Below are 26,196 nucleotides of genomic sequence, written 5' to 3'. Positions count from 1 at the left end.
GCCGGACGTATTATTTTTATTTGAACAGCTATCTGTCAAAGGATATTTTTGCTAAAACATCAAATACTGATAAATGGCAGGATAATACCGTGAAAAACCATGTTAAGGAGGAACTAATTTGGATCCAAGAATAAAAACTCTCGTCAAAAATTTGATTGGCTATTCAACCAGTCTCCAGCCAGGCGAAAAAATATTGATTGAAATGTTTGACGATGCTCTCCCACTGGCCAAAGCGCTGATTGATGAGGCTTATGCCGCCGGCGGCGTACCTTTTCTTGAAATCAAAAACAGTCAGTTGCAGCGCTCGCTGCTTATGAAAGCATCTGCGGAACAGCTCAAAATGGCCGCTTCCTGGGAACAAGCCAGAATGAAGGAAATGGATGCTTATATTGCCATCAGAGCCAGTTTTAATATTACCGAAATGGCTGATGTCCCCTCTGCGCAGCTAAAAAGCTACCAGCAGCACTGGGTGAAACCTGTACACCTCGATGTCCGCGTTCCCAAAACCAAGTGGTGCATCCTGCGCTGGCCCAATGCCTCTATGGCCCAATTAGCCAATAGCAGTACGGAAGCTTTCGAAGACTTTTATTTTAATGTGTGCAATCTGGACTACGCGAAAATGGCCAAGGCTATGGACCCGCTTGTTGAGCTTATGGAAAAAACCGATAAGGTAAAAATAACCGGGCCAGGGACTGACCTCAGCTTCTCCATCAAAGGCATTCCTGCCGTTAAATGCTCCGGCCTCAGAAATATACCTGACGGCGAGGTGTATACCGCCCCTGTAAAAGACTCAGTAAACGGAGTCCTGGCGTACAATACGCCGGCGGTATATCAGGGATTCACCTACGACAATATTCGTCTTGAGTTCAAGGATGGAAAAATTGTCAAAGCCACCGCCAACGACAATAGCAAAATTAACCAGATTTTCGATACCGATGAGGGAGCTCGCTATATCGGCGAATTCGCATTGGGTGTAAATCCTTATGTTGAGCATCCAATGAAAGATACCCTCTTTGATGAAAAAATCAAAGGCAGTTTCCATTTTACTCCCGGTAACGCATATGATGCCGCCTTCAATGGCAATAAATCGGCCATACACTGGGATCTTGTCTGTATCCAGAACCCTGAATACGGCGGCGGTGAAATTTGGTTTGATGACCGGCTGATCCGTAAAGACGGTAAGTTTGTCCTGCCTGAGCTAAATGGCTTGAATCCGGAAAACTTAATGTGAGTAAAGAACTCGGCTTGCGCCGGGCCTTGGACAAAGGCATCCGCCAGCCGCGGCAGCCCTTATAAGAAGAAAGGTATGCTTTCCATCAGAACAAAAAAAGCGAGGCAGCTTCGCAGGTTTTTTGAGGATAATACCTCCGGCGAAGCCGTCTCGCTTTTACTTTATTGATCGCTATATGTAACTACTTCAGTAGTTCTTGCACAAAAGCAGGCAGCGCAAAGCAACTTTTCTGAATCTCGCGGTTGTAGTAGCGGGTGCCTAAGGTTTCCGGAATGCCGGTGACATCCACCTCAGCCGGATCATATTGTTTGGACCCGATAGTAAAGCAGTGCAACCCGCCGGGATAGAGCGGAATGCTGGCCAAATACAACCGGGTAACAGGAAACAAAGAGGTAATATCCTGGTAAAGCCGTCTTATCAGCTCCTGATGATAAAACGGCGATTCTGTTTGCTGGACAAATAAACCATCCGGCTTTAATGCACGATGTACATTCTGATAAAATGCATGCGTAAACAGGCCCTCGCCTGGGCCAATTGGATCTGAGCAGTCCACAATAATTACGTCGTATTTGTTTTCTACTTCCTGCATGTGTTTAATGCCATCACCAATCTTAAGACGTAATTTGGGGTGATTTTCATTTAAAGCCTGGCTGATTTCCGGCAGATATTTTTTGCTGACGTCAACCACGAGGCCATCAATCTCCACCATCTCGGCCACCTCTACCGACTGGTGTTTGACAACTTCCCGGATGGTACCGCCATCACCGCCACCAATAACCAGTACCGTTTTAGGATCGGGATGTGCAAAGAGCGGCACATGAGCAATCATCTCATGATAGATAAACTCGTCAAATACGGAAGTCTGAAAGACACCATCAAGTACCAGCATCCGGCCAAATTCATGCGAATCAACAACTGCAACCTCTTGATAGTCTGACTGGCCGGAAAATAGTGTTGCTTTTATCCTGGCGGTTAACCCTAGATTTCTGGTCTGATATTCTGTATACCATAACTCCATAGGTAGGATTCCTCCCCTGCCATTTTACCTTTTAATTATATTCTACCTTATATCATTTGTTTAGGCACAAATTTTATCATAAAATTTGCCACATTTAAAGATAAATCTTTGAAATTGGTATCGGTGCCAATATTTTTTTTAAAAAATAAGTGAAATTAATAACTTTTTTCTTAAAACGTACTTTCTTTCACATTCATAATGGTGTATAATAAACTTACAGATCAGGTTGCCTTTTCCAGTTTATAGCTATTTTATAGATGGGAGGGGGTGAGCTTGTGTTCAGGAATATTACCTTTTACCTGATGTTGGCAATTATTAGTCCGCTGTTTACTGCGACTCTGTTTTTGCTGATATTCACGTCACCTATTTGGTTCTTCATCACATTACCGTATCACATCGGTCAACGCAGTCAACCTGAAGCTGTCGTGTCATTAAAGTAGTCCTCCTCATAACAAAGCTCTTTCGTTGTTGATTCGTATTTATCGGATAAATAACCAAAGAGCCTTGTTTTTTTATCCGGTTAGAAGTCTTAACCGCCCGGATAAGGGCAACATCGGCTTGCACTTTCGCCAAAGTCTCGGTGCAAGCCGTGTTTTTTTTTATTTTCTCTCTCGATTTTTCATCTCAAAAATGTGAGCCGTCAGTACTATATGCTGACGGCTCTTGTAAGTAGCGTCTTATTCTTCCTGGGGACGTTTGCCAAATTTATATTTGTATTTTGGCATTTTCATCGGCGGATCACAAACGTCCTCTTCCTCTTCTTCTTCATACATGCACTCGTCAATTGATTCTTCTTCACAATCCTCTTCCTCTTCCGAATCCAAACAGGCACATGGCCCAAGGCCTGTGGCACCGGCAAAACTGTGACAGTGATTATCTTCTTCGCTTGTCATACCTTCAAAAAAGTGAACATGGAAACCTTCCGGCATCTCAATAGCCGGTCCGGTCATAACATCCTGGGTATGCCAATGACCCAGTTCACCCTCTTCACAGATAAAAGTTGTTCGGCCATGAATCCGGTGGCAATGGCTCCTCCCCTTTTCTCTCGCCGGACCGCTGACCCCCATAATAACATGCTGATGATCATCTGCCACATCCACTTCCGTTAAATAGGTGTGAACATGCGGCATCATTTCATCGTTATAGCCAGGATGATGTTTATGCTTACGGTCTTCCTCCTGAACAGGCATACTCTATCGCACCTCCCAATTGTTATCGCACCATATTCTATGCCGAAAATCAGCTAAATGCTACCCATCTTGTTTACATATTATCCAATATGTGTCAACTAGTTTAAAGTAAGCATATAGTATAGCAGAAGCCACATACCAATTGGGAGGTGATTTATCATTCTCAAAAGCAATGATGACATGTTAAGAGCATTTTCTACCCGCATGTTCGTCCTGGCTCTCGCGACAGGCATTCTAATCTCCTTATCGACGCCCCTCACCTATCTATGCTTAGCCTGGAAAACCAGACAAGCGGAAACAGCCGCTTTAACCCACCAAATCGCCCGCGAAGCGCAAGAAATTATTATCAGTAATTCTGATAACCTTGAGTATACCGTACTTCAGCTTAATAACTTAGTCGCCCGTTATCAGCAGAAGCCGGATATTAAACACATTAGAATAACAACACACCGGATTACAAGTGAAGCCGCGCTGACGACAACGCCGCCTTCCCTTTTTGATACCGTTCAGCGCGCAGATATCAATGTTCGCGGTACAACTCCCGGCTATGTAGAAATCACAGCCACCCTGGCAAGTACTATCATGTCAACAACATTGCTGCTAGGTATCTTCCTTGGTTTGGCACTGCTGACAAACATGTTATTATACTGCCTTCCTGTCAGTATTGTAGATGAGAATAGTACCATATTACGCAATATGTCAGACAAACTAAAAAGAACTGCCGATGAACTGTCGCATGTAAAAAGCATATTGGAACAAACAGCCCTTTTAGATTGTAAGACAGGTCTGTATAATGCCAGTCAATGCATTAAGCGGCTGGATGAAGAGATGAACCGAATACTTCGTTACGGCGGAGCAGTAACCCTACTCATACTGGATATAGATCATTTTCGGATATATAACGATCTTCACGGTCATATCCAGGGGGATGAAGCGCTTGTCACCCTGGCCATGTTACTAAAGACCCAGATCCGCAGTAACGATCTGGCAGGACGTTTTGACGGCGAAAAATTCTTTGTCGTTCTGCCTGACCTTGAAAAAAATCAGGCGGTTACTACGGCTGACAGGCTGCGAGCCAGCATAGCCATTCATCCATTTCCAAATGTAGAACAGTTACCCGGCGGCAAACTTACAGCCAGTATCGGCATGAGTATTTACGCCGGCGGTTCCCTAACCAGTCAGCAATTTATCGAGCAGGCTGATCAGGCACTCGCCCAGGCGAAAAACTCCGGACGTAACAAAGTAGTTATATACCAAGCCAGCGCAATGACAACATTGCCGTAAGTCCCAGCCCCATAGTTATTATAGCGTTCCGGCAGGTATAAGCTACCACAGCCGCAAGAATCCCAGCCAGAAGATAGTGATTGCTGAAGGAAAAATCCACATGCCCTTGCGGCAAAAGCAGTGAAGGCACAATAAGCGCTGTCAGAACAGCCGTAGGAACATGTTTAAGCCAGCGTTCAAACCATTTTGGTAAACCAGTCTGTTTTAGTAGTGCCAAAGCACCGAATCGCGTAAAAAAAGTTACTATTGCCATCCCAAAAATTATAGAAATAAATTCATACCGCATCTTCATCCCCCTTTTCTAATAAGCCGCCTGTAACGCTAGCCGTCAAACAGGCGGCTATTATATACCATTTGCCCGGAAGAAAGGCAGCGCCCGCTACCGCAGTTACTGCAGCCACAAGGCAAACAGCAACACTAACCGGATTGATCAGTCGCGGCATCAGCATGGCTAAAAAGGTAGCCGGCATCGCAAAATCCAATCCCCATGCCAGCGGATCGGGAATATAGCTTCCCACCATTACGCCTGCCACTGTTGAAATTACCCAGGTAAAATACAAGGCCCAGCTGCAGCCCAGCTGATACTTGTCATTATAGCCGTCTTTCGTCACCCTGTTGACGGTAATAGCATAGGCTTCGTCAGTCAGCGGAAAGGTTAACAATAACTGCCTTGCTAACGGCAGCTTGATAAGGTGCGGCGCAAGTGACGCTCCCATTAATAAATGCCGCAGATTTATCAATAAGGTTGTAAATACAATAAGTCCCCAACCGGTAATACCTGCACCTATCATAGTAATACTGATAAATTGAGCTGCTCCGGCAAATACCAGCAGGGACATTGCCACAGTCTCCAGCGGCGTTAATCCTGCCGTCAGTCCCATAACGCCACAGGTAATGCCGAAAGGGATAACCCCCAGCAGTATCGGAATACTGTCGCGCGCTCCTTGTACATACTCTTTCAAACTGCCACCACCTTTTTTTGATTTATTCCATATTACCCGGCAGGAAAAACATTGTAAATATCCAATTATAAGTTTTACTAAGATTAATTGGATATCAAAGGAGATTTGTTAGAAATGGATATATCCAAATTAGTTAAATTCGGTTCACTTAATCCCAAGTCGACCATTCCTTTGTACCGGCAGATTACCACCATACTATCAGACTATATTAAAAACAATACCCTTCCATCCGGCTGCAAATTGCCACCGGAACGGGAGCTTGCTGTTCTTTTGGGTGTAAGCCGTACAACAGCCATTAACGCATACCGGCAGCTGGAAGAGATGGGACTTATCAGCACCCGTGTAGGCAGCGGCACATATGTAGCCGAACAACCTAAACCGCAGCCGGCAGTACGGGCAGTTCCCTGGTCGCAGCTCTTCACTCCCACTCCTAATACCCAGCTTTCCTCTATCATCCGCGAGCTCATCGCCGCAGCCGCCGACGGAGACACAATTCCACTCGCAGCCGGTATGCCAGATCCCGCCTTCTATCCGTTTGACGACTTTAACCGGCTGTTTGCGCTGCAGTCTTCCCGGTTCAAAAGTTCTGACCTAGGACATATCCCAACAGAAGGATATCTGCCGCTCCGCCGTACTTTAGCCGGTTTACTGACTGAGAGAGGGATCGATGCCGCCGTTGAAAATACTATGATTGTCAGTGGCTCTCAGCAAGGATTGTATTTAGTAACGAAACTCTTTCTGGAACCAGGCGACTACGTTATTGTCGAGTCTCCGACCTATCTGGGCGCCATCCAGGTTTTTAGCGCAGCTAACGCCAGATTGCTCAGTCTGCCGGCCTCCAAACGTTTTGCCCTGGATATACTGGAAGATTACCTGATTCGCTACCGCCCAAAATTACTATATATGATGCCGACTTTCAAAAATCCAAGCGGTGATGTTATGGCTCTGGAGGAAAGGCGGGAACTGCTACGGCTGGCCGCCAAACACCGCTTAGTTATTGTCGAGGACGACCCATATGGTGAATTATATTACGAACAGCAGCCTCCCCCTTCACTCAAGGCGCTTGATACCTATGGCGGGGTAATTGCACTCGGCACTTTCTCAAAAATACTGTTTCCCGGATTACGAACCGGATGGGTTGTGGCTCCCGATATTGTCATAAACCGTTTCGCTATGGAAAAGCAGTATATTGATTTACATAGCAGCAATTTGTCACAAAGAATGCTGTATGATTATTTATCTGCCGGCCTGCTTGCCGGTCACCTGACTTTGGTTCGCGAGCAATATAAAAAGCGCCGTGACTTTTTTGCCGGCGCACTCAAGCAGTACTGCAGTCCCTACTTATCATTCACAATGCCATTAGGCGGGTTTTATTTCTGGGGCACGCTCAGCCAAGGCATGCTAACCCGGCAGTTACTGCATGAAGCTGCTAAAACAGGCGTGTCTTTTGTTCCCGGTGAGGCTTTTTATGCGGATAATTCCGGCAACCGGGAACTAAGACTCTGTTTTGTTACCCATTCGGAAGCACGCTTGCTGGAAGGAGTTAAGCGCCTGGGCCAGGCTTTGCAGGTTATGGCCCAGAACAGTAGTCCTGCCAGCCAGGAGCATCCGGCAATTACACCAATCATCTGATGCATAATACAGCAATAATGCATTACGGCCTTAAACCTTTAAAGAATATGCGCGTCTCCTCCGCTTTGCATTGCAAAAAAATCTACGCGAACTTTTCTATCGGTTTTAAGAACGGTGAAGTACTAGCTCTCAAGAAATTTAAGCAGCTTGAGCAGATTTTGCCTGGCGTTCTCCTCAAACTTTTCCCGGAAATATTGAGTTTGATAGATTGTTTTTTTATCGAGAAAAAATCGAACAACCTGTATTCGTCCCTGCCGGTAAGCCTTTTCAGACAAAGAGCTGTATTCAGCTCTAATCTGCCGTTCATAGTCCATAAACCCCTGCCAGCTTTGACCGAATATTGTCAAATCAATATCTGTAAAATATGCACCGTCATTGTCACTGGCGGTCGCCTTATGATTTGTCAGCAATATCAGTTCAGCTGCCCGGGCTCCAAAGCGGTCAGACAGGCCAAGCCGGTTTGCAGCATAACCAGCGGCTGCGGCGCTTAGCATTTCATTGCTGCTTGCACGGGGCACACAGACGATGTCATGAAACCATAAGGCATATTCCACAACTTCCGGGTCATTCAGCGCCGGCCTGATTCCGTCCAATTGGATAAAACAGCCGGCAAGATGACCCAATTGGTGATACTGCCGAAAATACTGGCTGTAGCTGTCTACAATGGCGCCATAGATGCTTTCCGTACTTTGCGGACTGCACCCTTGTATTCCGCAAAAACTGTACCAGCGTTTTTTTAACAAGTCCTGCATAATAACCTCCGGATATTATCAAGTAGGTTCCAAAAAAATAATTCAGCCTTCGATTATTTTTTCATTTTCTCCGTTACTTTTTGCTTATTGCCGCGTTTATATAAGTGAAGGAGTTGATAACCATGTATAAATCATTAAGAATTTTAGTTTTAGCGTTGCTTGTTTTGACCACCGTACTGCCGGCGGCCTGGGCTGCTGAAAAAAATTCCGGCAATACCGAAATTCAGGTAAGCGGCAGTCACCAGGAGGAAATCACCCCGGACATTGCTTATATCAATGTAGGCACGCTTACCGAAGCTGAGACAGTAACAGCCGCACAAACCAAAAACGCCGAAGTATCAGAACGGGTACGCAGCCAGCTCGAAGCGCTGGGCATCAAATCTGAATACATAAAAACGGCGAATTACTCAGTAACACCCCTCTATAAAAATGATGACAACGGCAAACGTTTGCCAACTGTCAAAGGCTACCAGGTGAATAACAGCATTATCGTTACGGCTAATGCGGACAAAGCCGGTGAAGTTGTTGATACTGCCCTGAACGCGGGCGCAAATCAGGTGAACAGCATCCGCTTCGGCAAACGGGCTGAAGGTGATGTCAAAAATGCCGCCCTGGCGCAAGCCGTCCGGGATGCACTCAGTAAAGCCGATGCCATCGCCAGCGCTTTGAATAAACGTGTTGTTAAGGTTACGAGTGTAAGCGAAAACGGGATTAATCTCCAGTCACCGGAAGTTTCCACCCGTCTCTATGCCAAGGCCGACAGCCTGGGCACCCCCATATCCGCCGGATTGCTAACATTATCCGCCAACGTTCAGGTAACTGTTGAATTAGATTAGCAAAAGAGATTGCTGCCCGCGCAGCAATCTCTTTTTGCTAATTTTTTCATTAATTAATGTTTAAAATGTCTCATACCGGTGAATATCATAGCAATACCCTGTTCATCGGCTGCCTTAATAGAATCTTCGTCATTAACTGAGCCGCCAGGCTGAATAATAGCGGTAATCCCCGCTTTAGCGGCAGCTGCGACGGTATCGGCGAAAGGAAAGAACGCATCAGATGCCAAAACCGCACCCTTGCTTTGCTCGCCAGCCTGAGCCAAAGCAATGCCGGCGGCGCCAACCCGGTTCATCTGTCCGGCGCCGACTCCCAGGGTTTTATTGTCATTGGCAATCACGATTGCATTGGATTTGACATGTTTAACCACTTTCCAGGCAAAAAGGAGCTGTTTCCATTCAGCGTCAGTCGGTTGCCGTTTCGTAACCACCTTCATCGCCCCCCGGGGAGCGGTTGTCATATCGGCCTGTTGAAATAATATACCGCCAGATATTGCTTTAGCGTCAAGCCGGGCTGTATCCGGCTCAGGCAATTCCGTGGCCAGCAACCGGATATTTTTTTTCTGAGTCAGAATAGCAAGCGCTTCCTGCGTAAAACCGGGAGCAATAATAACCTCAACGAAAATCTGGCTTATTAGCTGTGCCGTAGCTTTGTCAACCTCACGGTTTAATCCCACAATACCGCCATAAGCCGACACCGTATCTGCCTGATATGCTTGCTGATAGGCTGCGGACAGGGTTTCGCCGATTCCTGTTCCGCAGGGGTTAGTATGTTTTATAATAGCAGCTGCCGGTTGCTCAAATTCTGCGGCAAGCGCATAGGCGGCTTCCACATCGACAATGTTATTGTAGGACAGCTCCTTGCCATGAAGCTGTTTAGCATTGGCTACACCCGGTCCGGAGTAATACTGTTCCCGGTAAAAGGCGGCGGCTTGATGCGGGTTTTCCCCATAGCGCAAATTCTGTGTTTTCTCATAAACGAGATGCACCGTCTCAGGAAACAGGCCTTGTCCAAGCTGTCCGCTTAAATACCGGGAAATATAAGCATCATAGCCGGCAGTATGACTAAACGCCTCCTGAGCCAAGGCCATACGATTGTTAAACGCCACCTCGCCGTCAGCAGTCAGTTGTGCAATCGCTTCTTCATAACGCGCCGGATTAACGATAACGGTCACATAGTGAAAATTCTTCGCTGCTGCCCGGATCATGGCCGGTCCGCCGATATCAATGTTTTCGACAGCATCTTCCAGTGTCACATCCGGTTTTGCCACCGTCTGCCGGAAAGGATACAAATTAACGGCTACCAGATCGATGCCGCTGATGCCATGCTCCATCATAGCGGTCTGATGAGCGGGGTTATCGCGAATAGCCAATATACCGCCATGAATATAAGGATTCAGCGTCTTAACCCTGCCGTCCATAATCTCAGGAAAGCCGGTTACTTCACTAACATAAGTAACCGGGACGCCGGCGTCCTTGATGGCCTTCATGGTACCGCCGGTTGAAATAATTTCAACGCCTAATATATGTAGATTACGGGCAAACTCAACAATGCCGGTCTTATCCGACACACTCAAGAGCGCGCGTTTAATTTTCATCACGGTCCCTCGCTTCATTTTACTCTTTGTCAGTAATATAAACCCGCCGTCCGGCAACAGTCAGCCGCCCTTCGCAATATAACGCAAGCGCGCGGGGATATAGAATATGTTCGGCATGTACAATCCGGTCCGCAAGAGCCTCTACTGTATCATCTTCCAGGACAGGTACGGCTTCCTGGAGAATAATCGGGCCGGTGTCCATGCCCTCGTCCACAAAATGAACAGTACAGCCAGATACCTTCGCGCCATATTCGAGCGCCTGCTGCTGCGCATTTTCCCCAGGAAAAGACGGGAGCAGCGAAGGGTGGATGTTCATGATTTTCCCTTCAAACCTGTCAATGAAGTACCGGCTTAATATCCGCATAAATCCAGCCAGTACCACCAGTTCAACGTGGCGAATGTTAAGTTCTTCAGCAATAGCGGCTTCAAAGTCCTGACGGCTGGAAAACTGCCGCCGGTCAATACATAGCGACGGTATATCATAGTTCACCATGCGCTTTAGCACATTGGCCTCAGGATTATCACTGATGACCACCCCGATCTTAACATCCAGCCTGCCAGCCTGAATGGCGTCAATGATAGCCTGCAGATTACTGCCACGACCGGACGCCAGTACACCGATCACGGTTTTGTTCATGATACAGCCCCCTTACCTAAGCTCCACCTGACGCTCGCCGGCCGTTACCTTACCGATAATATACGCTTTTTCATTGCGGTCGGCAAGCTCGGCCTGTATAGCCGGTACATCTTCTGCGGCAAGAATTAAAATCATGCCAATCCCCATATTGAAGGTGCGGTACATCTCGGCTTTGGGCACACCGCCCCACTCTTTTAACAGGCCAAAGACAGGCGGTTCAGGCCAGGCAGTTGTATCTACCTCAACACCACAGCCTGACGGCAGCACGCGCGGGATATTATCATAGAACCCGCCGCCGGTAATGTGAACCATGCCGTGAATATCGAACTTCTCAATCAGCGGCATGCAGGTTTTGGGATATAACCGTGTGGGTTCCAGAAGCTCCTGCCCCAGAGTGCGGCCTAATTCGGGAATATAGCTGTCTACGCTAAATTGCTTTACCTCAAAACAAATTTTACGCACGAGTGAGTAGCCATTGGAATGAATGCCGCTGGACGGCAAGCCTATCAGCACATCGCCCGGTTTAATCTTTTCCCCGGTGATGATTTTGTCTCTGTCAACAACACCAACGGCAAAACCGGCAATATCATATTCTCCGTCCGGATAAAACCCAGCCATTTCGGCCGTCTCACCGCCAATGAGGGCACACCCGGACTCACGGCAGGCCATAGCCACACCGCTGACAATCGAGGCAACCTTCTCAGGCTCCAATTTACCAACCGCCAGATAGTCCAGGAAAAATAACGGCTCAGCACCCTGAACCAATATATCATTCACACACATCGCCACGCCATCCTGACCAATGGTGTCATGTTTGTCAGCCATAAATGCAATTTTAAGTTTAGTGCCGACACCGTCAGTACCGCTCACCAGCACCGGTTGCCGGTACTTACCGGCATTTAGCGCAAATAAACCGCCAAAACCGCCAATATCACCCAGGACTTCCGGTCGATAAGTGGAGCGAACATGACGTTTCATAAGCTCAACCGCCTTGTTGCCTGCGTCAATATCGACACCTGCGTCGCGGTAGGTTAGTTCGGGATTGGATTTTTGGTTACCGGTCATTTTGCGACCTCCTGCACTATTCATTTATTAACTTTAGGCTCAAATAAAAATTTATTATTGGCGCAATCACACTCAGATGGAGTCTGCGCCGGATAATCACAGTTAAAACAGGCATTGCAAAGCGTTTTCTCCGAGATATTGCCAATGGCTGCATGGAGTCCTGCCAGAGACAGGTAGTGCAGGGAATCCGCACCGATAAATTGCCTGATTTCCTCAACTTGTTTTGTTGCGGCAATTAATTCTTTACGGGCCGAGGTGTCAATTCCATAATAGCAGGGAAAGCCGATCGGGGGAGAACTTACACACATATGCACTTTAGTAGCGCCGGCCTCTTTCAGCATCCGGACGATTTTACCGCTGGTAGTGCCGCGGACGATGGAATCATCTACCATGACAACAGACTTTCCTTTAACAACAGAGGTAACTGCATTAAGTTTAATCCGGACACCCATGTCGCGTTTCTTCTGTTCTGGCTGGATAAACGTACGGCCAATATAACGGTTCTTCATTAGTCCTTCGGCAAAAGGAATTCCCGCCTCATGGCTGTAGCCCAAGGCCGCAGTAGTACCCGAGTCAGGTACTGAGATGACAATATCTGCTTTAAAGCCGCTTTCCCGCGCTAACGTGCGGCCCATATTAAACCTGGCCTCATAGACGCTCTGTCCATCAATCACGCTGTCCGGACGTGCAAAATAAATGTATTCAAAGACGCAGCCCGCCCGCCGGTCCGGTGTTGCAAAATGCCACGACTCCACACCGTTATCATCGATGATTACCATCTCACCCGGCTCGATATCCCGGATAAATTCGGCGCCTACCGTATCCAGCGCACACGATTCGGACGCCAGCACCCAGCCTTCACCCAGGCGGCCAAGGCAAAGCGGCCTAAAACCATGCGGGTCACGGACGCCGATTAGTTTTTTCTCCGTCATAATTACAAGACAATAAGCGCCATGTATATGAACAAGACTCTCTATAATCTGCTCCTCAATGGTACCTTTAGGTGAGCGGGCAATCAGATTAACGATCACTTCGCTGTCGATTGAAGTTTGAAAGACACTGCCCTTTTTCTCCAGTTCCTCCCTGATCTCGTGTGCATTGGTCAGATTCCCGTTATGGGCCAGGCTAATCTGACCACCGGCGTAATTGACCAACAAAGGTTGCGTATTCCTCAGCAGACTGGAACCAGTAGTCGAATACCGGACATGACCAATAGCTATATGAGCAGGCATTTCAGGCAAACCTTGCCTGAATACCTCATTTACCAAGCCCATACCCCGCTGCACATCCATTACTGTTCCATCGGTAACCGCAATACCGGCACTTTCCTGACCACGGTGCTGCAAGGCATATATACCCCAGTAGCTAGCCAGCGCCACATTCTCCTGGTGGGAAAAAATGCCGAAAACACCGCACTCTTCCCGCCATTTGTCACTTTGCATATCATAAAGCACAATGAATTCTCCTTTTTCGTTTTCCTCGCTTGGAGGGAACGCCCGAACTGACAACACCGTCTTCTTAAGCAGGAATTGACGGCAGTAGCTTATATAACAGCCCGCGCAGCTGAGCGTTTATAATCAGTCGCCTAAGCTTGACCGGTTAGTCTTCTCAATACTTCCTGATAGGCCTCTTCGACATCGCCCAGATCACGACGGAAACGGTCTTTATCCAGCTTTTGATGCGTTTCGGTATCCCAGAACCGGCAAGTATCAGGTGAAATTTCGTCGCCAAGCAGCACCTCGCCTTTGTGTACGCCAAATTCAAGTTTAAAGTCGATAAGCTCAATTTTTCGTTCTTTCAGGAAGGCAGATAAAATCTCATTAATTTTAAGAGCATACTTTTCCATGATTTCGACCTGCTCGGCAGTTGCCAGCCCAAGAGCTTTAATGTGATAGTCGTTAATCAGGGGATCACCCAGCTCATCATCTTTATAATAAAGCTCGATAACGGTACTTGGCAGTTTGCGACCTTCTTCCCAGCCAATACGTTTTGCCAGACTGCCGGCGGCTATATTGCGTACAACTACCTCAACCGGCAGGATGTCCAGTTTTTTTACAAGCATCTCCCGGTCACTCACCATTTTTATAAAATGATGGGGAATTCCTTTTTCAGCTAACAGATTAAAAAAGAAGATAGAAATTTTATTGTTTAAAACACCTTTATTGCCAATTGTACCGCGTTTTTCGCCGTTAAAGGCGGTAGCGTCATCTTTAAAATATACTAGCAATTCATCAGGATTATCAGTAGCAAATACTTGTTTGGCTTTTCCTTCGTACATTGGTTTTTGAGTCATGTTGGTCAGTCTCCTTTTCACATTTCTTATAATGGATTTATTAGTTATTTGCCTAACTTTGCCGCCAGTCTGGCGTCCTTTTCTTCAACTTCTTCCGCCATCGCCTGCCGGTGAGCCGCCAGCTTGCCGGCAAGTTCTGTGTTATGAACGGCCAGTATCTGGGCGGCAAACAATGCCGCATTTTTTGCCCCGTTGATCGCCATAGTGGCAACCGGAATACCTGCCGGCATTTGAACTATGCTTAACAAAGCATCCATGCCGCCTAGCGGTGTGGCATTAACCGGAATACCAATCACCGGCAGGGTGGTAAAACTGGCCACAACCCCCGGCAGATGAGCAGCCGCGCCGGCGGCCGCAATAAATACCTGAACACCGCGGTCTTTCGCGCCAGCAACAAAGCGATGAACCTTGTCCGGAGTCCGGTGGGCAGATGCCACCAGTATTTCCGTTTCGATGCCGAAATCCGCCAATTGGGTGACTGCAGGTTCAAGAACCGGCCAATCAGAGTCGCTGCCCATAATAATTGCTGCTTTCATATCATCATCCTTTCTTGTTGGCTGTGATTATAGTATATAAATTTAAGAGCAACCGCAGGGTAAGTAAGCAAAAGTTACATTTTTCCGGGTAATAAAACCCAGATATTTGAAACAAATATCTGGGTTAGTTTCCCCGCTATTCTGCCAGGAATACGAATCGGAACACGACCAGCACGGCCAGGATATAAACAATCCAGTGTACTTCACGGCCCCGGCCGGTAACAAGTTTTAATAATGGATACATGACAAGACCGGCTGAGATGCCGTTGGCAATGCTATACGTGAAGGGCATCAGGACTATGGTCAAGAATGCAGGTAAACCTTCTGTAAAATCACCGAAATCAATATTGCGGATGGACTCCAGCATTAAAGCGCCAACAATAATGAGCGCCGGTGCGGTTGCGGCGTCAGGAATTAAACCGGCCAGCGGTGTAAACAGCAAAGCTAAAAGAAAAAGTACGCCACAGACAACAGCTGTCAAACCGGTTCTGCCGCCAGCACCAACACCGGCGGCGCTTTCCACGTACGCAGTAATGGTGCTTGTACCCAGCATAGCGCCCAGGCTGACACCGGTAGCATCCACCAGCATAGCTTTACCAATACCGGGAAATTTGCCGTTTTTGTCCATAATGCCGGCTTTGGAAGCCGTACCAACAAGTGTTCCCATAGTATCAAACAATTCAACAAAAGTGAAAGTGAATACAATGGCCATTAACCCCATATTTAAAGCTCCCATAATATCCAGGGCGAAAAAGGCATTCCTACTGAAATCCGGCATGGCTACCGGGCTGAAACCGGCAGGAATTTTAACAATTCCCATCAAAATACCCAGAACAGTAGTTGTAAAGATGCCAATAAGGATTGATCCTTTAATTTGACGAGCCATCAAAACTGCAATAAAGATCAAACCGAATACGGCCAACAGAACTTCCGGGTGAGTGAATTTACCCATTTCAATAATAGTTTCAAAAGATAACGGCGTGCCATTCCCTTTGGCTGCCACGATTTTTTCCAATGTAGGCGGTATAAGCGACAAACGAATGCTCATAATTCCGGAAAGTTTCAAGCCGATGATGGTAATAAATAAACCGATTCCAACGGTAATGGCATGTTTTAGAGAATTAGGCATGCCTTCGACCAGTAATTGCCGCACTTGGGTCACTGTCAGTAAGATAAAAATAAGACCGGAGATAAATACGGCGCCTAAAGCAACCTGCCAGGAAACTCCCATACCAATAACAACAGAGAAGGCATAAAAAGCGTTAAGCCCCATACCCGGAGCCAAAGCAATTGGGTAATTGACAAAAAGCCCCATCATGATAGAAACCAGACCGGCGCCGATAGCCGTAGCCAGCAGCACGGCATTCTTGTCCATACCCGCGGAACCAAGAATGCTGGGGTTGACAAACAGTATGTAGGCCATAGTCATGAAGGTGGTAATACCGGCAATCACCTCGGTCCTGACATCTGTTTTGCGGGCACTCAGATCAAACAATTTTTCTAACATTTTCGTTTCTCCCCTTTAGCGAAATTTGTGGTGTTAGTGTACACCAATTAACAATACACCATGAGAAGAACATAAAGAAAACACAGCTTACGCCGAGCCTTTGGCGAATGCGGAAGCTGATGTTGCCCTTATCCAGGCGGAAAGTTATACTTTCTATCAGGATAAAGAAAACACAGCTTACGCCGAGCCTTTGGCGAATGCAGAAGCTGATGTTGCCCTTATCCAGGCGGAAAGTTATACTTTCTAACAGGATAAAGAAAACACAGCTTACGCCAAACCTTGGGCGAATGCGAAAGCCGATATTGCCCTGTACTAAAAGAAATATACTTTCTTTCAGTACAAAAAAACCCTGACAGGGAAATTTCGCACTTAATTGGTAGAGCGAAACTTCCCCGCCAGGGTTTTTATCCCATCGGTGTAGTGTTAGCAGCTAACACCTGCGCCACTTGGTCACAGACCGCAATTCACGCAACACTGCGCGGAACCCTAGGCGCACTTTCACTCGTAGTCGGGCGATTTACGGTCGCCTGGTAGAAACGTTTGAGCCATATTCTCAAATATATACGAGCAGTATGTATTTTCTTGTTTTATTGTACCAGCAGTGCCCAAAAGCTGTCAACAGAAATTCGAACTTTAAATATCATTTTTTAAATATTGTTCGGATCATTGTCTCTAAAGCACAGTATTTTGCTTATTTTTTTACACTTATGCGCCGCGCTCCCAGATAACGCGGCTTCCAGTACGGCTCGTCCAGCCGGCTGATCATAACCCCTTTGCTTGAGGAAGCATGAATAAACTTATCGTTGCCATAGTAAATTCCCACATGAGACGCCCCCGCGGCATATGTGTTAAAAAAGACCAGATCACCAGGCTGAAGCTTAGTACGTACGACCTTTTGACCGCTTAGGTATTGCGCATCAGTCGTTCGCGGCAATTTTGCGCCATTCTTATCATAAACGAATTTGACAAATCCCGAGCAGTCAAAACCTTTCGGCGTATCCCCACCGAACCGGTAGGGTGTTTTCAAATACCGTTCGGCTGTCCTAACAATGGTATCCTTCTCAGATCCAAAGTTAGCCGTTGGCCTGGAAGCCGCCAGTGATGGCAGAGCGAACAGACTGAACATTAAGAGGCATAGGCATAAGACGGGTAGTTTAATTGTAGGCCGCAAGGAAACTCACCTCTGCTTCAAATACTGACATTTGACAGTATTCTTTCGGCAAAATTATGGAATTTCCTCTATCTTTTTTGAAATTTTTCCCTTAATATGCTATTTTCACCGGTTCAGCCGCCCATACATCCAATAAAGTAGACTTGGCTTCCAGGTGGGGTTTTAGTTATCAGCTAAAGATTGACAAACGGCAAAGAGTAAAAGCGCAGGCAGCAGTTTCATTTCTCTATGTTGAAAATATTCAGCACCCTATCAATTAAAGAAGTCACTAATTCATCCAGTTCCTTGGGGCGGTTATGAAAGTCCGGCGCTGCCGGCATAATTACAGCGCCGGCTTTGGCCAGTCTGAGCATATTCTCCAAGTGAATTGTGGTTAGAGGAGTTTCCCGTGGCACCACCACAAGTTTCCTGCCTTCTTTTAAGGTGACATCAGCCGCTCTTGTCAATAGGTCCCGCCCGCTGGCGCCTGCCAAAGCTCCCAAGGTATGCATCGAGCAAGGAGCAATGACCATTCCGCCTGTTTTAAAGGATCCGCTGGCCACCGGCGCAAACAGATCGGTATTTTCGTAGACCACGGCATATTTTTTAACATCCTCCATGCCCAAACCGCATTCATATTCCATGACTTTCCGGCCCATATCCGTATACACGGCGTGAACCTCCACGCCCAGGTCCGCCAAGCTTTTTATGAGCGTATAACCATATACCGTTCCGCTCGCGCCGGTAACGCCTACCGCTATGCGCATGGATATATTCCCCCAGTTAAATTTCGTATTTTACAAGCAGATAATCGCTATAATGCGTAAAACCAATCGCCTGATAAGCTCTAACAGCCGTGACATTATCCTGCCTGACCATCAGTGTTGGCGTCTTTCCATACAACTGACTCCGCCGGCACAATTCCGACACAATCATTTTACAGTATCCCCGGCCCCGGCTGTGTTCAGATGTATATACTCCGGCAATCTGCGTCACACTGCGGGTAACAGACTGAATCATAGCCTGCGCCTTGGGGACCCCGTCGTCCAGCAGAAAGACAAAATCCTCCTCCGGTCCGCGGTCATCCAGCAATCTTGCCGCCAGTTCCAGGTTAAAGCGGCGTTTAAACCCCTGACGGTATGCTTCCACAACAAATTTAAGAGCCTGTGACCGGCTTATGTCTGTTGCGGCAACAACCGGCAGCAAACGTTCCTTATATAACTTTTGGTTATGGTTAACCAGGTAGTAACTATTCTCATAGTATTGCGCTTTTTTATGCTTGCGCAACGCCTGGTCCAAGGGAGTTACTACCCTTTTCATACCGGCCATTACCTCAAATCTGCGCTGACCAATTAATTCGGCGAATCCTAAGATAGCAGCAGGTGTTTCAAAATGAGGCACAACACTTCCCAGATTATAAAAAGCTAACAACCCCTGTAGCCGGTTGCCAGAGAAAAATCCGTAATAATCACCTGCCCGCCGGCTCATTCTATCGTTTTCAAGCCCACAACGGCTAATATTACTGGCAAGTAAAACGGTTTCCACTGTATGTTGCTCAAGATAAGTCCAAACCGCGGCACTGTCGCCGTTTGTTAACCGTTTAATCACAAATACCGACCTTCCGTCCTGGCAAATATACGTAAGCCAAATCTGCTATTTATAAATATACCACACGTCCATTAAAATACAAACGGAAAGAAAGCATGGCATCAGCCATGCCTTAGGCGAAAGTGGATAAAGCAGACCTAGCTCCAGGCGGGGTTTTAACCCCAGCTGAAGCTAAGTCGTCGGATAAAACAACCGGGCTCTTATCATTCAGAGCCCGGCTGTTTTCTTTATCCTGCCTGATCGCGCAATACGCGCTTCAATATTTTGCCTGTCTGATTCTTCGGCAAAGAACTTACGACGACAAAATCCCGTGGTATTTTAAAAGCGGCAAGATTGGCCTGCAAATATTCCCGTATGGCCTTCTTGTCAAAGGCCTGTCCCTCCGCCAGCACAATATAGGCACGGGCCACCTGCCCTCGCAACGGATCGGCAACACCAATGACACTGACCTCAATGACACCCGGGAAGGCGTATAATAACTCCTCAACTTCGCGCGGGTAAATATTTTCACCATTTGATATAATCAAATCTTTTAACCGGTCGACGATATAGAAATACCCCTCTGCGTCCTGGTACGCCAAATCACCGGTGTGCAGCCAGCCATCCCGCAAAGCGACGGCAGTCTCATCAGGCAGATTAAAATAACCTTGCATCACGCTGGGGCCACGTACCACCAGTTCACCGACAACACCCGGCGGCTGAATCTCCCCCTCAGGGTTAACGACTTTAACCGCGAGCCCCGGCAGAGGCTTGCCAATGGAACAGTATTGGGGATTTTTCAGCGGGTTTAGCATTACAACCGGTGACGCTTCGGAAAGACCGTAGCCTTCAATTATTTTTTGGCCGTATTTATCAAAAAACTGCCGGGCCACCGTTTCCGGCAGTGATGCGCCACCGGAAATAAAATACCGCACACCGTCAAGCGCATCCGGGTCTCCTCCCCGGACAAAAAAATTATATATCGGCGGCACGCCGTACACCACGGTTATGCCGTACTCTTTAATAGCGGTCAGTGTTTCCTTGGGCGCAAACGCTTCCAGTATCGTGATGGAAGCACCGCAAAGCAAGGAGTTAAGGATTGCGCAGGTCCAGGCAAAGCAATGATACATCGGCAGCACACATAACACATTATCTGCCGCAGTGACCGGCAGCGCCTCCCTGAATGCGCCAGCGTTGCTGACAAGGTTTTTATGTGTTAACACGGCTCCTTTAGGGCTGCCTGTGGTTCCGGAAGTGTAAATAACGGCACAGAGACAATTTTCGGTAAATCCTTTATTAAGCAGCGGAGCCGCAGGAAACTGTCCCTGCTCCAGGGCTTGCTTAAAATCAGGAATAACAAGCTGAGCAACTGGCTGTTCGTACCCTTGCTGAGCAAGCTCGTTATCTATAGCCAGCAGCTCCATAGAAATCAGTTTTGTCATTCCCGCATCTTTAACAATAAAGGCAATTTCCCTGGCAGTAAGCTGGAAATTGATCGGCACGACAACGGCGCCCAGACTGACAATAGCCATATAGGAATAAACAAATTCGACCGAGTTGCGGGAAAAGAGACCTACATTTTCTCCTTCCTGGACACCTGTTGTATAAAAATAATCACGATATTGCGCTACCTTCTCTCTAAAAACAGCATATGTCACACTGTCCTTGCCATGAAAGGCAATCCGGTCCGGTGCTCCTTGCAGAATAAGATCCTGTACAAACAATAGCTGCACTCCTTTCTTGGTGCCGACAAACAGCCCCATCCGCCATTTTAGCTTGAATGCATTACTTTGTCTATATGTAGTATGACCGAAATACCGGATATATAAAGAAAACACGGCTTGGGCCGAGCCTTTGGCGAAAGCGGAAGCCGATGTTGCCCTTATCCAGGCGAAAGTTATACTTTCTAGCAGGATAAAAAAGAGATTGCATTACTGCAATCTCCAAAGTTCTTTTTCTATCTGATTCCATTAAATACTAATTTTAGCTCCCAATAAATCAACAAAGGCTTTTAACCATGCGGGATGATCAGGCCAGGCCTGTGCGGTTACAAGATTACCGCTGACAACCACCTGTTCATTTTGCCATTCAGCTCCGGCTAACTGGCACTCGGCTGCGCAGGCCGGATAAGAAGTTACGGTTTTTCCTGCCAGCACATTGGCCGGAGCCAGGAGTTGCGTACCGTGGCAAATGGCGGCTACCGGTTTGCCGGCTGCAAAGAAGTCCTGAACAAGTTTGACAACTTCCGGATACATCCGGATATACTCGGGAGCACGCCCGCCGGGAACTACCAGGCCGACATACTCTTCGGCTTTGGCGTCTTTTGCCGCAATATCGACCGGAATCCGGTGACCGGTAAGTTCAATATAGGTATCCAGTCCGGTAAAATCATGAACAACAAGCTGCACCATATCGCCGGCGTTCTTATTGGGGACAGCCACATCAACCTGGTAGCCCAGCATCAAGAGTGCCTGCTGCGGTACTTTAACCTCATAGTCTTCTGCGCAATCGCCTGTCAATATAAGAATTTTCTTCGCCATTTGCCATTACCCCCTTAAAAAATAAGATAGGTAACTTATTCTATATCAGTAATAATTATCCTGCTACATAATCCCCCACTGGCGGCGGTACTCCAAATATATCTGGTATTCTTTGTCGGCGAAACCATGTGCGGCTAGCAGCTGTTTGGCCTTAGCCGCTTCTACGCTCTCTGAATCAGCATATATATATTCTTTATTGGCCTTGAAGGTAAAACCGACGCTTGCCAGCACCTCAAGCATGGTTGCCGTCCGTTCTGACGCCGCCGCTGCCATGGCCCCGTATTTTCTGAGACTTTCGGGGCCGGGCGCAGAACCAACAATCTGCTTTCTTAACTGTTCAATTTCTTTGAGACTGATAATTATGCGGGTAGTATAATCCACCATGTTATTTAACCCCCAGCCAGTACTCTACAAACAGAACGTTGGATAATAAGTATCCCAGCGGCACATTGATAGCTACCCCGGCTGCAAAAGCCGCCAGAGGCTTCCAGCCAAAGGAAGTAAGATCTTTCAGCCGGGTAGTCAGGCCAATACAGAGGAAAGCCCAGGTAAAGGTCCAGCCGCGTAAAGATTTGACAGGACCGATAACTTCTTTCGAAAACGCAGTGCCCAGCTTGGGATCAAGATAGGCTATCACTAAGGTAGTAAAGACAGAGGCGGCAAAAAAGCCTATGATGAATTTGGGAAACCGTCGCCAAATTTCACCTGCGCTGACGCGACTGGCTTCTTCCACCGTTTTGTTTTCCCAGCGTGTTACCGAAAGAAAAGCAACCATCAACGCCCAAATCCCGACAAACATATCACGCCCGACAACTTTCATCAGCGTGAAAGTCTTTACCGCCCGCTCGTCGGCCATAGCTTCAGCGGCAGCAAAACCGGCTGCATCAGCAAATTCTGAAGTACCAATCCAGGCCCCTGCCGGGCCAGGAGCTAATCCCAAAGATTTAGCCAAAAAGGGTAAAAGGAAGATCATCGCTACTGCCCAGATAATAACCATCGAAATTGATACAGAAACATGTTCCTTTTCTGCCCGACAGGCGCCGCCTATCGCGATGGATGCTGAGACGCCGCAGATGGAACCGCCGGCTGCCAGTGTTGCGCCAAAACGCGGATCAAGACCAAACAGGCGGGTGCTGGCGAAATAAATGGACGCAAACGTGATTCCGGCCACAATAGTAGCCTGCAAAATGGCAAGCGGCCCCGCCTGGAGGATCACCGTAAACGGCAAAGTAGCTCCCATCAGAACAATACCTGTTTTAACATAAAACTCGGTTCGTAACCCACTCTGGAACCAAGCAGGAAGTTTCACAGTATTGCTGATAATCATACCCACTAATAACGCCAGCAGCGGTGTTTCTAACTGCCAGTCTTTCAGAACTTGGTTGGAACCCAAAACTGTAACCACAACAGATAAGATAAATAATACCGAAAAGCTTGCCAGATAATCACTCGAACGGTAGCCTAATATACGGCCGGCGCCCGTAAAAACTACGGCAAAAAAACCAAACAAATAAGCAATACCCAGCCAGTTACCTGCCAGGAAACCACTGATTTTGCTAAAATCAGCCGACCAGCCGGGAACATTGATTGCCATTGCCGCAAGCAGCTTAGCCGACCCGTTGAAAAAAGCGATCGTGCTGACTAAAATAAGTCCGAGAGCAATAATAATGGCCCAATAATCCTCTTTCCTGTACCATGTATCAATCGTTGTTCTTGTCGCCATGTCATCCACTCCTTCTTTTAGTTGCGAGCCGGTCATCACATAATTACCTACCATCATTGCGAACATATAAACCGGCTGCTTTGTCTTTTTGACAGAAAAATAAAAAGGCCAAGGAACTCTCTGCCAGAGAAGTCCTTAGCCTTTGGTCTTTCCAATCAGCCAACTATTTTATTAATGTAATGATAGTATCATAACACCAAGCCGGTGTCAATAACCATTCATATGCTGCAAACGGTATGCCTGCATCAATACCGTTTGCAGCATAACCCCGAAGTCATATTCCGTCCCCGTACATGCCTTCCACCAGTCTGTTGCCGGACTTTTGCATGAAGGCAACTACGGTTCCGTCACGAATTATGATCACAACCTCATTGCTAGGTTTCGTCAGCCCCGGACTAACACTTTCGTATTGCTCACCATACCTCTTTTTACAGTAATCTATCATATCATTTCTACCTCTTTACCTATTTAACTGAGAACTGCTTTTCAATAGCCTGCTGCGCTTGCCTGTTGAATCGGCTTTCCGTCAGAATCTCTATTAACCCGTACGATTCGGACATGCGCAGTACAGGGATGTTTCTTTCCGCCAATATCTCGATTAAGGCAGTAATCATTGTAAATAACGGCTGCCCGCTGTTTTCCCGCACTGAAATTTTTGTACAATCTGCAACAATTTCCGGATATAGCGCCAACTGTTGCAAACAGTCGCACATGGCTGGCAAACAGCACTCGCCGACAACGAAACTGATTTTTGCCGGCTGGACGGAAACCATCGTAAAAGGAATACAGGCTTGCGCCAAAGCTGCAAAAACCGTGGCAGCTTGCTGATCAGAATCAGCCTGTTGCGGACAATTGATAAGAACAAAAGCCACGGCTTTATCATACGCGATATCAAGAAACTCCCGGTCTCTGATATCGTTAAATTCATTATTCTTTAGAGGATACAGAGCCCCGATCTTTGACACAGGTTTGATACGACGCATTCGCAGCTGCCTGAAAGTTCTTGGTGGATTTTCATAATGCTCTACTGCATCGGGACGAACGGTAAGAGAAACTACACACATGTTTTAAAAGCACCTCCGGACAGCGTAGTAAACTATTTTTATTGCACATAGTAAAAGCCCCTTTCCGAGGAAAGGAGCTTTTATTGCAGCACTTTCCTCTTATCTGCCAGGATAACTCCTGCTGGAATTAGCACCACTGCAGAAGACTCTGCCGGTTGCCGGGCGTCATCGGGCCAGTCCCTCGACCACTCTAGATAAGAGCTCTGTTCAATTAGAACTAATTTTACATGAAGAATAAGCTACTGTCAATACATCAACCCAGCCAGTACCAATTAAGGAACCAGGCTGTACAAAAAAGCAGTCCGGCGGCGCTCAGGCATGCTAAACTATAAAACAACGCTGAAGGAAGCCTGGCTAAAAACAAATACACAGGCAGGATTACGATCACAAAGCGGGCCATACTGTACAAAGGATAAACAGGTGATGTCGAGAACATCGGCACCAGAAACCACAGCCAGCCTGTTATAAGATAAGGCGCGGGAAGCCTGTAACGGGGCAGCGTCGATGCCGCAACCAAAGCGACGAAAGCAAGCGCCACCAGCAGGGCATCTAAGTAAACACCGGCTTCGGTAAGAGGAACACCCGCACCGATAAGCTGAAGGTTGTTCCGGAAGTTTTCCCATGGCAGCCCAAAGCGCCTTCCCCATAACTGCTGTGAATGAACAAATGCCAGCCAGTCACCAAACATGATATGATTGTAAACGCAAAAGGCGGCAACGGCTATTATGGGAAAAAGAAGTGATGCCATCGCGGTTCTTAGTTGCCTCACATTTTTATAATATCTGACATATTCCGCTAACAAAACAACAGCAAGCAATATCCCCAGACTCCGGGTCATAGCAGCCAGCGCCGCAAACCAGCCGGCGCTCCACCAGCTGCCTGAGCGAATACAATATAGACAGGCAAGTGAAAATACGATAAACACCGGTTCGGTATAGACGCTATTTAAAAAAAAGGCCGTGGGCATTACTGCATAAGCCAGAAGCGCCAGTCTGGTCTCCCGGGCGGAAAAATCCAGCAAGAATGTTTTGGCCATCAGGCAGTAACTAATCATAGTAAAAACATTGCACAGAATAAACCCTGCGGTAACATAACTTATGCCTAATCCGGCCAAACCCTTAATTAGCAGAATGATGGCAGGAAAAAAAACGATACTTTGACTATCATAGCCATATTCGGCAATAAACGTATACCAATGCGCATCCCACTTAATAAATTTCTCTATAAATAGTGGCTGGCCTGTTACCGATGGATTAATAAAACCCGTCGCCTCACGAACCGGTAAACTATTGCTCAAAAACACCCCTGCAAAAATAATTATTGTATGAATGCAAAACGGTATTGTAACTATCTTTATAATATTAACATCTCGCTTAACTGTAAGCTTAAGAATTCTGGAAACAAAAATACCCAGCAAATTCCCGTTCGGCAATAACAGATACCTCCAAAAATATACTCTCTAATAGCTTCGCCTTATCAGGCGTAAATATTCAAAAGACCCGCAAGTCAACGGCTTGCAGGCTTTTGTGCTTCTGACCAAAGTATTACTTTTTGGGCACTTTCGCTAACGGCCCGGCACATCTAAATCAGGCAA

Annotated in this window: 26 protein-coding genes and 2 riboswitches; of the genes, 4 read left to right on the top strand and 22 right to left on the bottom strand. The window is 47.1% G+C overall.

What is annotated here, in order from left to right:
- The first annotated feature begins 118 nt into the window (after positions 1-118).
- A complete protein-coding gene (locus SATMO3_RS10595) occupies positions 119-1,231 on the top strand; it encodes an aminopeptidase (protein WP_371380711.1) in 1,113 nt (370 codons plus the stop codon).
- 181 nt (positions 1,232-1,412) lie between these two features.
- Here SATMO3_RS10595 and speE read toward each other — a convergent pair whose 3' ends face one another.
- Both speE and SATMO3_RS10585 read right to left on the bottom strand, forming a co-directional pair.
- A complete protein-coding gene (gene speE / locus SATMO3_RS10590) occupies positions 1,413-2,249 on the bottom strand; it encodes a polyamine aminopropyltransferase (RefSeq protein WP_371380710.1) in 837 nt (278 codons plus the stop codon).
- A 677-nt stretch (positions 2,250-2,926) separates the two neighbouring features.
- Positions 2,927-3,439 carry a YmaF family protein gene (locus SATMO3_RS10585; RefSeq protein WP_371380708.1) on the bottom strand — a complete coding sequence of 171 codons (513 nt, stop codon included), beginning with the start codon at positions 3,437-3,439 and terminating at the stop codon, positions 2,927-2,929.
- Between the two features lie 180 nt (positions 3,440-3,619).
- Between SATMO3_RS10585 and SATMO3_RS10580 the strand changes: the two genes are divergently transcribed.
- The gene (locus SATMO3_RS10580; RefSeq protein ID WP_371380707.1) at positions 3,620-4,723 is read left to right on the top strand and encodes a GGDEF domain-containing protein; all 1,104 of its coding nucleotides are present in this window, start codon (positions 3,620-3,622) and stop codon (positions 4,721-4,723) included.
- On the opposite strand, the gene SATMO3_RS10575 is transcribed toward SATMO3_RS10580, so the two are convergent.
- Both SATMO3_RS10575 and SATMO3_RS10570 read right to left on the bottom strand, forming a co-directional pair.
- Complete coding sequence (locus SATMO3_RS10575; RefSeq protein ID WP_371380705.1) at positions 4,686-5,009, bottom strand: AzlD domain-containing protein; 324 nt, start codon at positions 5,007-5,009, stop codon at positions 4,686-4,688. The genes SATMO3_RS10580 and SATMO3_RS10575 overlap by 38 nt on opposite strands.
- The gene (locus SATMO3_RS10570) at positions 4,999-5,685 is read right to left on the bottom strand and encodes an AzlC family ABC transporter permease (RefSeq protein ID WP_371380704.1); all 687 of its coding nucleotides are present in this window, start codon (positions 5,683-5,685) and stop codon (positions 4,999-5,001) included. The genes SATMO3_RS10575 and SATMO3_RS10570 overlap by 11 nt, the downstream gene beginning before the upstream one ends.
- Before the next feature lie 114 nt (positions 5,686-5,799).
- Here SATMO3_RS10570 and SATMO3_RS10565 point away from each other — a divergent pair, with 114 nt between their 5' ends.
- On the top strand, positions 5,800-7,317 hold the full coding sequence (locus SATMO3_RS10565) for a PLP-dependent aminotransferase family protein (RefSeq protein ID WP_371380702.1): 1,518 nt from the start codon (positions 5,800-5,802) through the stop codon (positions 7,315-7,317).
- Between the two features lie 122 nt (positions 7,318-7,439).
- Here the strand turns inward: SATMO3_RS10565 and SATMO3_RS10560 are convergent, their stop codons facing one another.
- A complete protein-coding gene (locus SATMO3_RS10560; protein ID WP_371380701.1) occupies positions 7,440-8,069 on the bottom strand; it encodes a hypothetical protein in 630 nt (209 codons plus the stop codon).
- 122 nt (positions 8,070-8,191) lie between these two features.
- Here SATMO3_RS10560 and SATMO3_RS10555 point away from each other — a divergent pair, with 122 nt between their 5' ends.
- Positions 8,192-8,905, top strand: a complete 714-nt coding sequence (locus tag SATMO3_RS10555; RefSeq protein WP_371380699.1) for an SIMPL domain-containing protein — start codon at positions 8,192-8,194, stop codon at positions 8,903-8,905.
- A 53-nt stretch (positions 8,906-8,958) separates the two neighbouring features.
- On the opposite strand, the gene purH is transcribed toward SATMO3_RS10555, so the two are convergent.
- From purH to SATMO3_RS10470, 17 genes are all read right to left on the bottom strand, one after another.
- Positions 8,959-10,500 (bottom strand): bifunctional phosphoribosylaminoimidazolecarboxamide formyltransferase/IMP cyclohydrolase, encoded by a 1,542-nt coding sequence (gene purH, locus SATMO3_RS10550; protein WP_371380697.1) that lies wholly within the window; start codon positions 10,498-10,500, stop codon positions 8,959-8,961.
- Between the two features lie 19 nt (positions 10,501-10,519).
- A complete protein-coding gene (purN, locus tag SATMO3_RS10545) occupies positions 10,520-11,137 on the bottom strand; it encodes a phosphoribosylglycinamide formyltransferase (RefSeq protein ID WP_371380695.1) in 618 nt (205 codons plus the stop codon).
- A 12-nt stretch (positions 11,138-11,149) separates the two neighbouring features.
- Positions 11,150-12,202: a phosphoribosylformylglycinamidine cyclo-ligase gene (purM, locus tag SATMO3_RS10540; protein ID WP_371380693.1), complete on the bottom strand. Its 1,053-nt coding sequence runs from the start codon at positions 12,200-12,202 to the stop codon at positions 11,150-11,152.
- Between the two features lie 20 nt (positions 12,203-12,222).
- On the bottom strand, positions 12,223-13,644 hold the full coding sequence (gene purF / locus SATMO3_RS10535; protein ID WP_371381702.1) for an amidophosphoribosyltransferase: 1,422 nt from the start codon (positions 13,642-13,644) through the stop codon (positions 12,223-12,225).
- 143 nt (positions 13,645-13,787) lie between these two features.
- Positions 13,788-14,495 carry a phosphoribosylaminoimidazolesuccinocarboxamide synthase gene (gene purC / locus SATMO3_RS10530; RefSeq protein WP_371380691.1) on the bottom strand — a complete coding sequence of 236 codons (708 nt, stop codon included), beginning with the start codon at positions 14,493-14,495 and terminating at the stop codon, positions 13,788-13,790.
- 44 nt (positions 14,496-14,539) lie between these two features.
- Complete coding sequence (gene purE, locus SATMO3_RS10525; RefSeq protein ID WP_371380689.1) at positions 14,540-15,031, bottom strand: 5-(carboxyamino)imidazole ribonucleotide mutase; 492 nt, start codon at positions 15,029-15,031, stop codon at positions 14,540-14,542.
- Positions 15,032-15,167: 136 nt separating this feature from the next.
- Complete coding sequence (locus SATMO3_RS10520) at positions 15,168-16,538, bottom strand: NCS2 family permease (protein ID WP_371380687.1); 1,371 nt, start codon at positions 16,536-16,538, stop codon at positions 15,168-15,170.
- Between the two features lie 485 nt (positions 16,539-17,023).
- Positions 17,024-17,125, bottom strand: a riboswitch (purine riboswitch).
- Between the two features lie 104 nt (positions 17,126-17,229).
- A complete protein-coding gene (locus SATMO3_RS10515; protein ID WP_371380686.1) occupies positions 17,230-17,709 on the bottom strand; it encodes a C40 family peptidase in 480 nt (159 codons plus the stop codon).
- Positions 17,710-17,927: 218 nt separating this feature from the next.
- Complete coding sequence (locus SATMO3_RS10510; protein ID WP_371380684.1) at positions 17,928-18,455, bottom strand: UbiX family flavin prenyltransferase; 528 nt, start codon at positions 18,453-18,455, stop codon at positions 17,928-17,930.
- 16 nt (positions 18,456-18,471) lie between these two features.
- The gene (locus SATMO3_RS10505; RefSeq protein ID WP_371380683.1) at positions 18,472-19,296 is read right to left on the bottom strand and encodes a GNAT family N-acetyltransferase; all 825 of its coding nucleotides are present in this window, start codon (positions 19,294-19,296) and stop codon (positions 18,472-18,474) included.
- A 227-nt stretch (positions 19,297-19,523) separates the two neighbouring features.
- Positions 19,524-20,999, bottom strand: a complete 1,476-nt coding sequence (locus SATMO3_RS10500) for a class I adenylate-forming enzyme family protein (RefSeq protein ID WP_371380681.1) — start codon at positions 20,997-20,999, stop codon at positions 19,524-19,526.
- Between the two features lie 246 nt (positions 21,000-21,245).
- Positions 21,246-21,815: a DJ-1/PfpI family protein gene (locus tag SATMO3_RS10495; protein ID WP_371380679.1), complete on the bottom strand. Its 570-nt coding sequence runs from the start codon at positions 21,813-21,815 to the stop codon at positions 21,246-21,248.
- Positions 21,816-21,878: 63 nt separating this feature from the next.
- Positions 21,879-22,199, bottom strand: a complete 321-nt coding sequence (locus SATMO3_RS10490) for a hypothetical protein (RefSeq protein ID WP_371380677.1) — start codon at positions 22,197-22,199, stop codon at positions 21,879-21,881.
- 1 nt (position 22,200) lies between these two features.
- Positions 22,201-23,538: a YeiH family protein gene (locus SATMO3_RS10485; RefSeq protein ID WP_371380676.1), complete on the bottom strand. Its 1,338-nt coding sequence runs from the start codon at positions 23,536-23,538 to the stop codon at positions 22,201-22,203.
- A 274-nt stretch (positions 23,539-23,812) separates the two neighbouring features.
- Positions 23,813-23,983, bottom strand: a complete 171-nt coding sequence (locus SATMO3_RS10480; protein WP_371380674.1) for a hypothetical protein — start codon at positions 23,981-23,983, stop codon at positions 23,813-23,815.
- 19 nt (positions 23,984-24,002) lie between these two features.
- Positions 24,003-24,602: a hypothetical protein gene (locus SATMO3_RS10475; protein ID WP_371380672.1), complete on the bottom strand. Its 600-nt coding sequence runs from the start codon at positions 24,600-24,602 to the stop codon at positions 24,003-24,005.
- 96 nt (positions 24,603-24,698) lie between these two features.
- Positions 24,699-24,803: riboswitch (SAM riboswitch) on the bottom strand.
- 52 nt (positions 24,804-24,855) lie between these two features.
- Positions 24,856-25,899, bottom strand: a complete 1,044-nt coding sequence (locus SATMO3_RS10470; RefSeq protein ID WP_371380670.1) for a mannosyltransferase family protein — start codon at positions 25,897-25,899, stop codon at positions 24,856-24,858.
- Between the last annotated feature and the right edge of the window lie 297 nt (positions 25,900-26,196).

The organism is Sporomusa aerivorans (assembly GCF_041428895.1).
GTDB lineage: Bacteria > Bacillota > Negativicutes > Sporomusales > Sporomusaceae > Sporomusa > Sporomusa aerivorans.
This window is presented reverse-complemented; position numbering and strand designations above follow the sequence as displayed.

Coding starts and splice junctions, on each gene's coding strand:
- speE (WP_371380710.1), bottom strand. CDS start 2,249: ATGGAGTTATGGTATACAGAATATCAGACCAGAAATCTAGGGTTAACC.
- SATMO3_RS10575 (WP_371380705.1), bottom strand. CDS start 5,009: ATGCGGTATGAATTTATTTCTATAATTTTTGGGATGGCAATAGTAACT.
- SATMO3_RS10490 (WP_371380677.1), bottom strand. CDS start 22,199: ATGGTGGATTATACTACCCGCATAATTATCAGTCTCAAAGAAATTGAA.
- SATMO3_RS10510 (WP_371380684.1), bottom strand. CDS start 18,455: ATGCGCATAGCGGTAGGCGTTACCGGCGCGAGCGGAACGGTATATGGT.
- SATMO3_RS10555 (WP_371380699.1), top strand. CDS start 8,192: ATGTATAAATCATTAAGAATTTTAGTTTTAGCGTTGCTTGTTTTGACC.
- purN (WP_371380695.1), bottom strand. CDS start 11,137: ATGAACAAAACCGTGATCGGTGTACTGGCGTCCGGTCGTGGCAGTAAT.
- SATMO3_RS10585 (WP_371380708.1), bottom strand. CDS start 3,439: ATGCCTGTTCAGGAGGAAGACCGTAAGCATAAACATCATCCTGGCTAT.
- purF (WP_371381702.1), bottom strand. CDS start 13,644: ATGCAAAGTGACAAATGGCGGGAAGAGTGCGGTGTTTTCGGCATTTTT.
- purC (WP_371380691.1), bottom strand. CDS start 14,495: ATGACTCAAAAACCAATGTACGAAGGAAAAGCCAAACAAGTATTTGCT.
- SATMO3_RS10520 (WP_371380687.1), bottom strand. CDS start 16,538: ATGTTAGAAAAATTGTTTGATCTGAGTGCCCGCAAAACAGATGTCAGG.
- SATMO3_RS10475 (WP_371380672.1), bottom strand. CDS start 24,602: ATGTGTGTAGTTTCTCTTACCGTTCGTCCCGATGCAGTAGAGCATTAT.
- SATMO3_RS10560 (WP_371380701.1), bottom strand. CDS start 8,069: ATGCAGGACTTGTTAAAAAAACGCTGGTACAGTTTTTGCGGAATACAA.
- SATMO3_RS10565 (WP_371380702.1), top strand. CDS start 5,800: ATGGATATATCCAAATTAGTTAAATTCGGTTCACTTAATCCCAAGTCG.
- SATMO3_RS10495 (WP_371380679.1), bottom strand. CDS start 21,815: ATGGCGAAGAAAATTCTTATATTGACAGGCGATTGCGCAGAAGACTAT.
- purH (WP_371380697.1), bottom strand. CDS start 10,500: ATGAAAATTAAACGCGCGCTCTTGAGTGTGTCGGATAAGACCGGCATT.
- purM (WP_371380693.1), bottom strand. CDS start 12,202: ATGACCGGTAACCAAAAATCCAATCCCGAACTAACCTACCGCGACGCA.
- SATMO3_RS10485 (WP_371380676.1), bottom strand. CDS start 23,538: ATGGCGACAAGAACAACGATTGATACATGGTACAGGAAAGAGGATTAT.
- SATMO3_RS10480 (WP_371380674.1), bottom strand. CDS start 23,983: ATGATAGATTACTGTAAAAAGAGGTATGGTGAGCAATACGAAAGTGTT.
- SATMO3_RS10580 (WP_371380707.1), top strand. CDS start 3,620: ATGTTAAGAGCATTTTCTACCCGCATGTTCGTCCTGGCTCTCGCGACA.
- purE (WP_371380689.1), bottom strand. CDS start 15,031: ATGAAAGCAGCAATTATTATGGGCAGCGACTCTGATTGGCCGGTTCTT.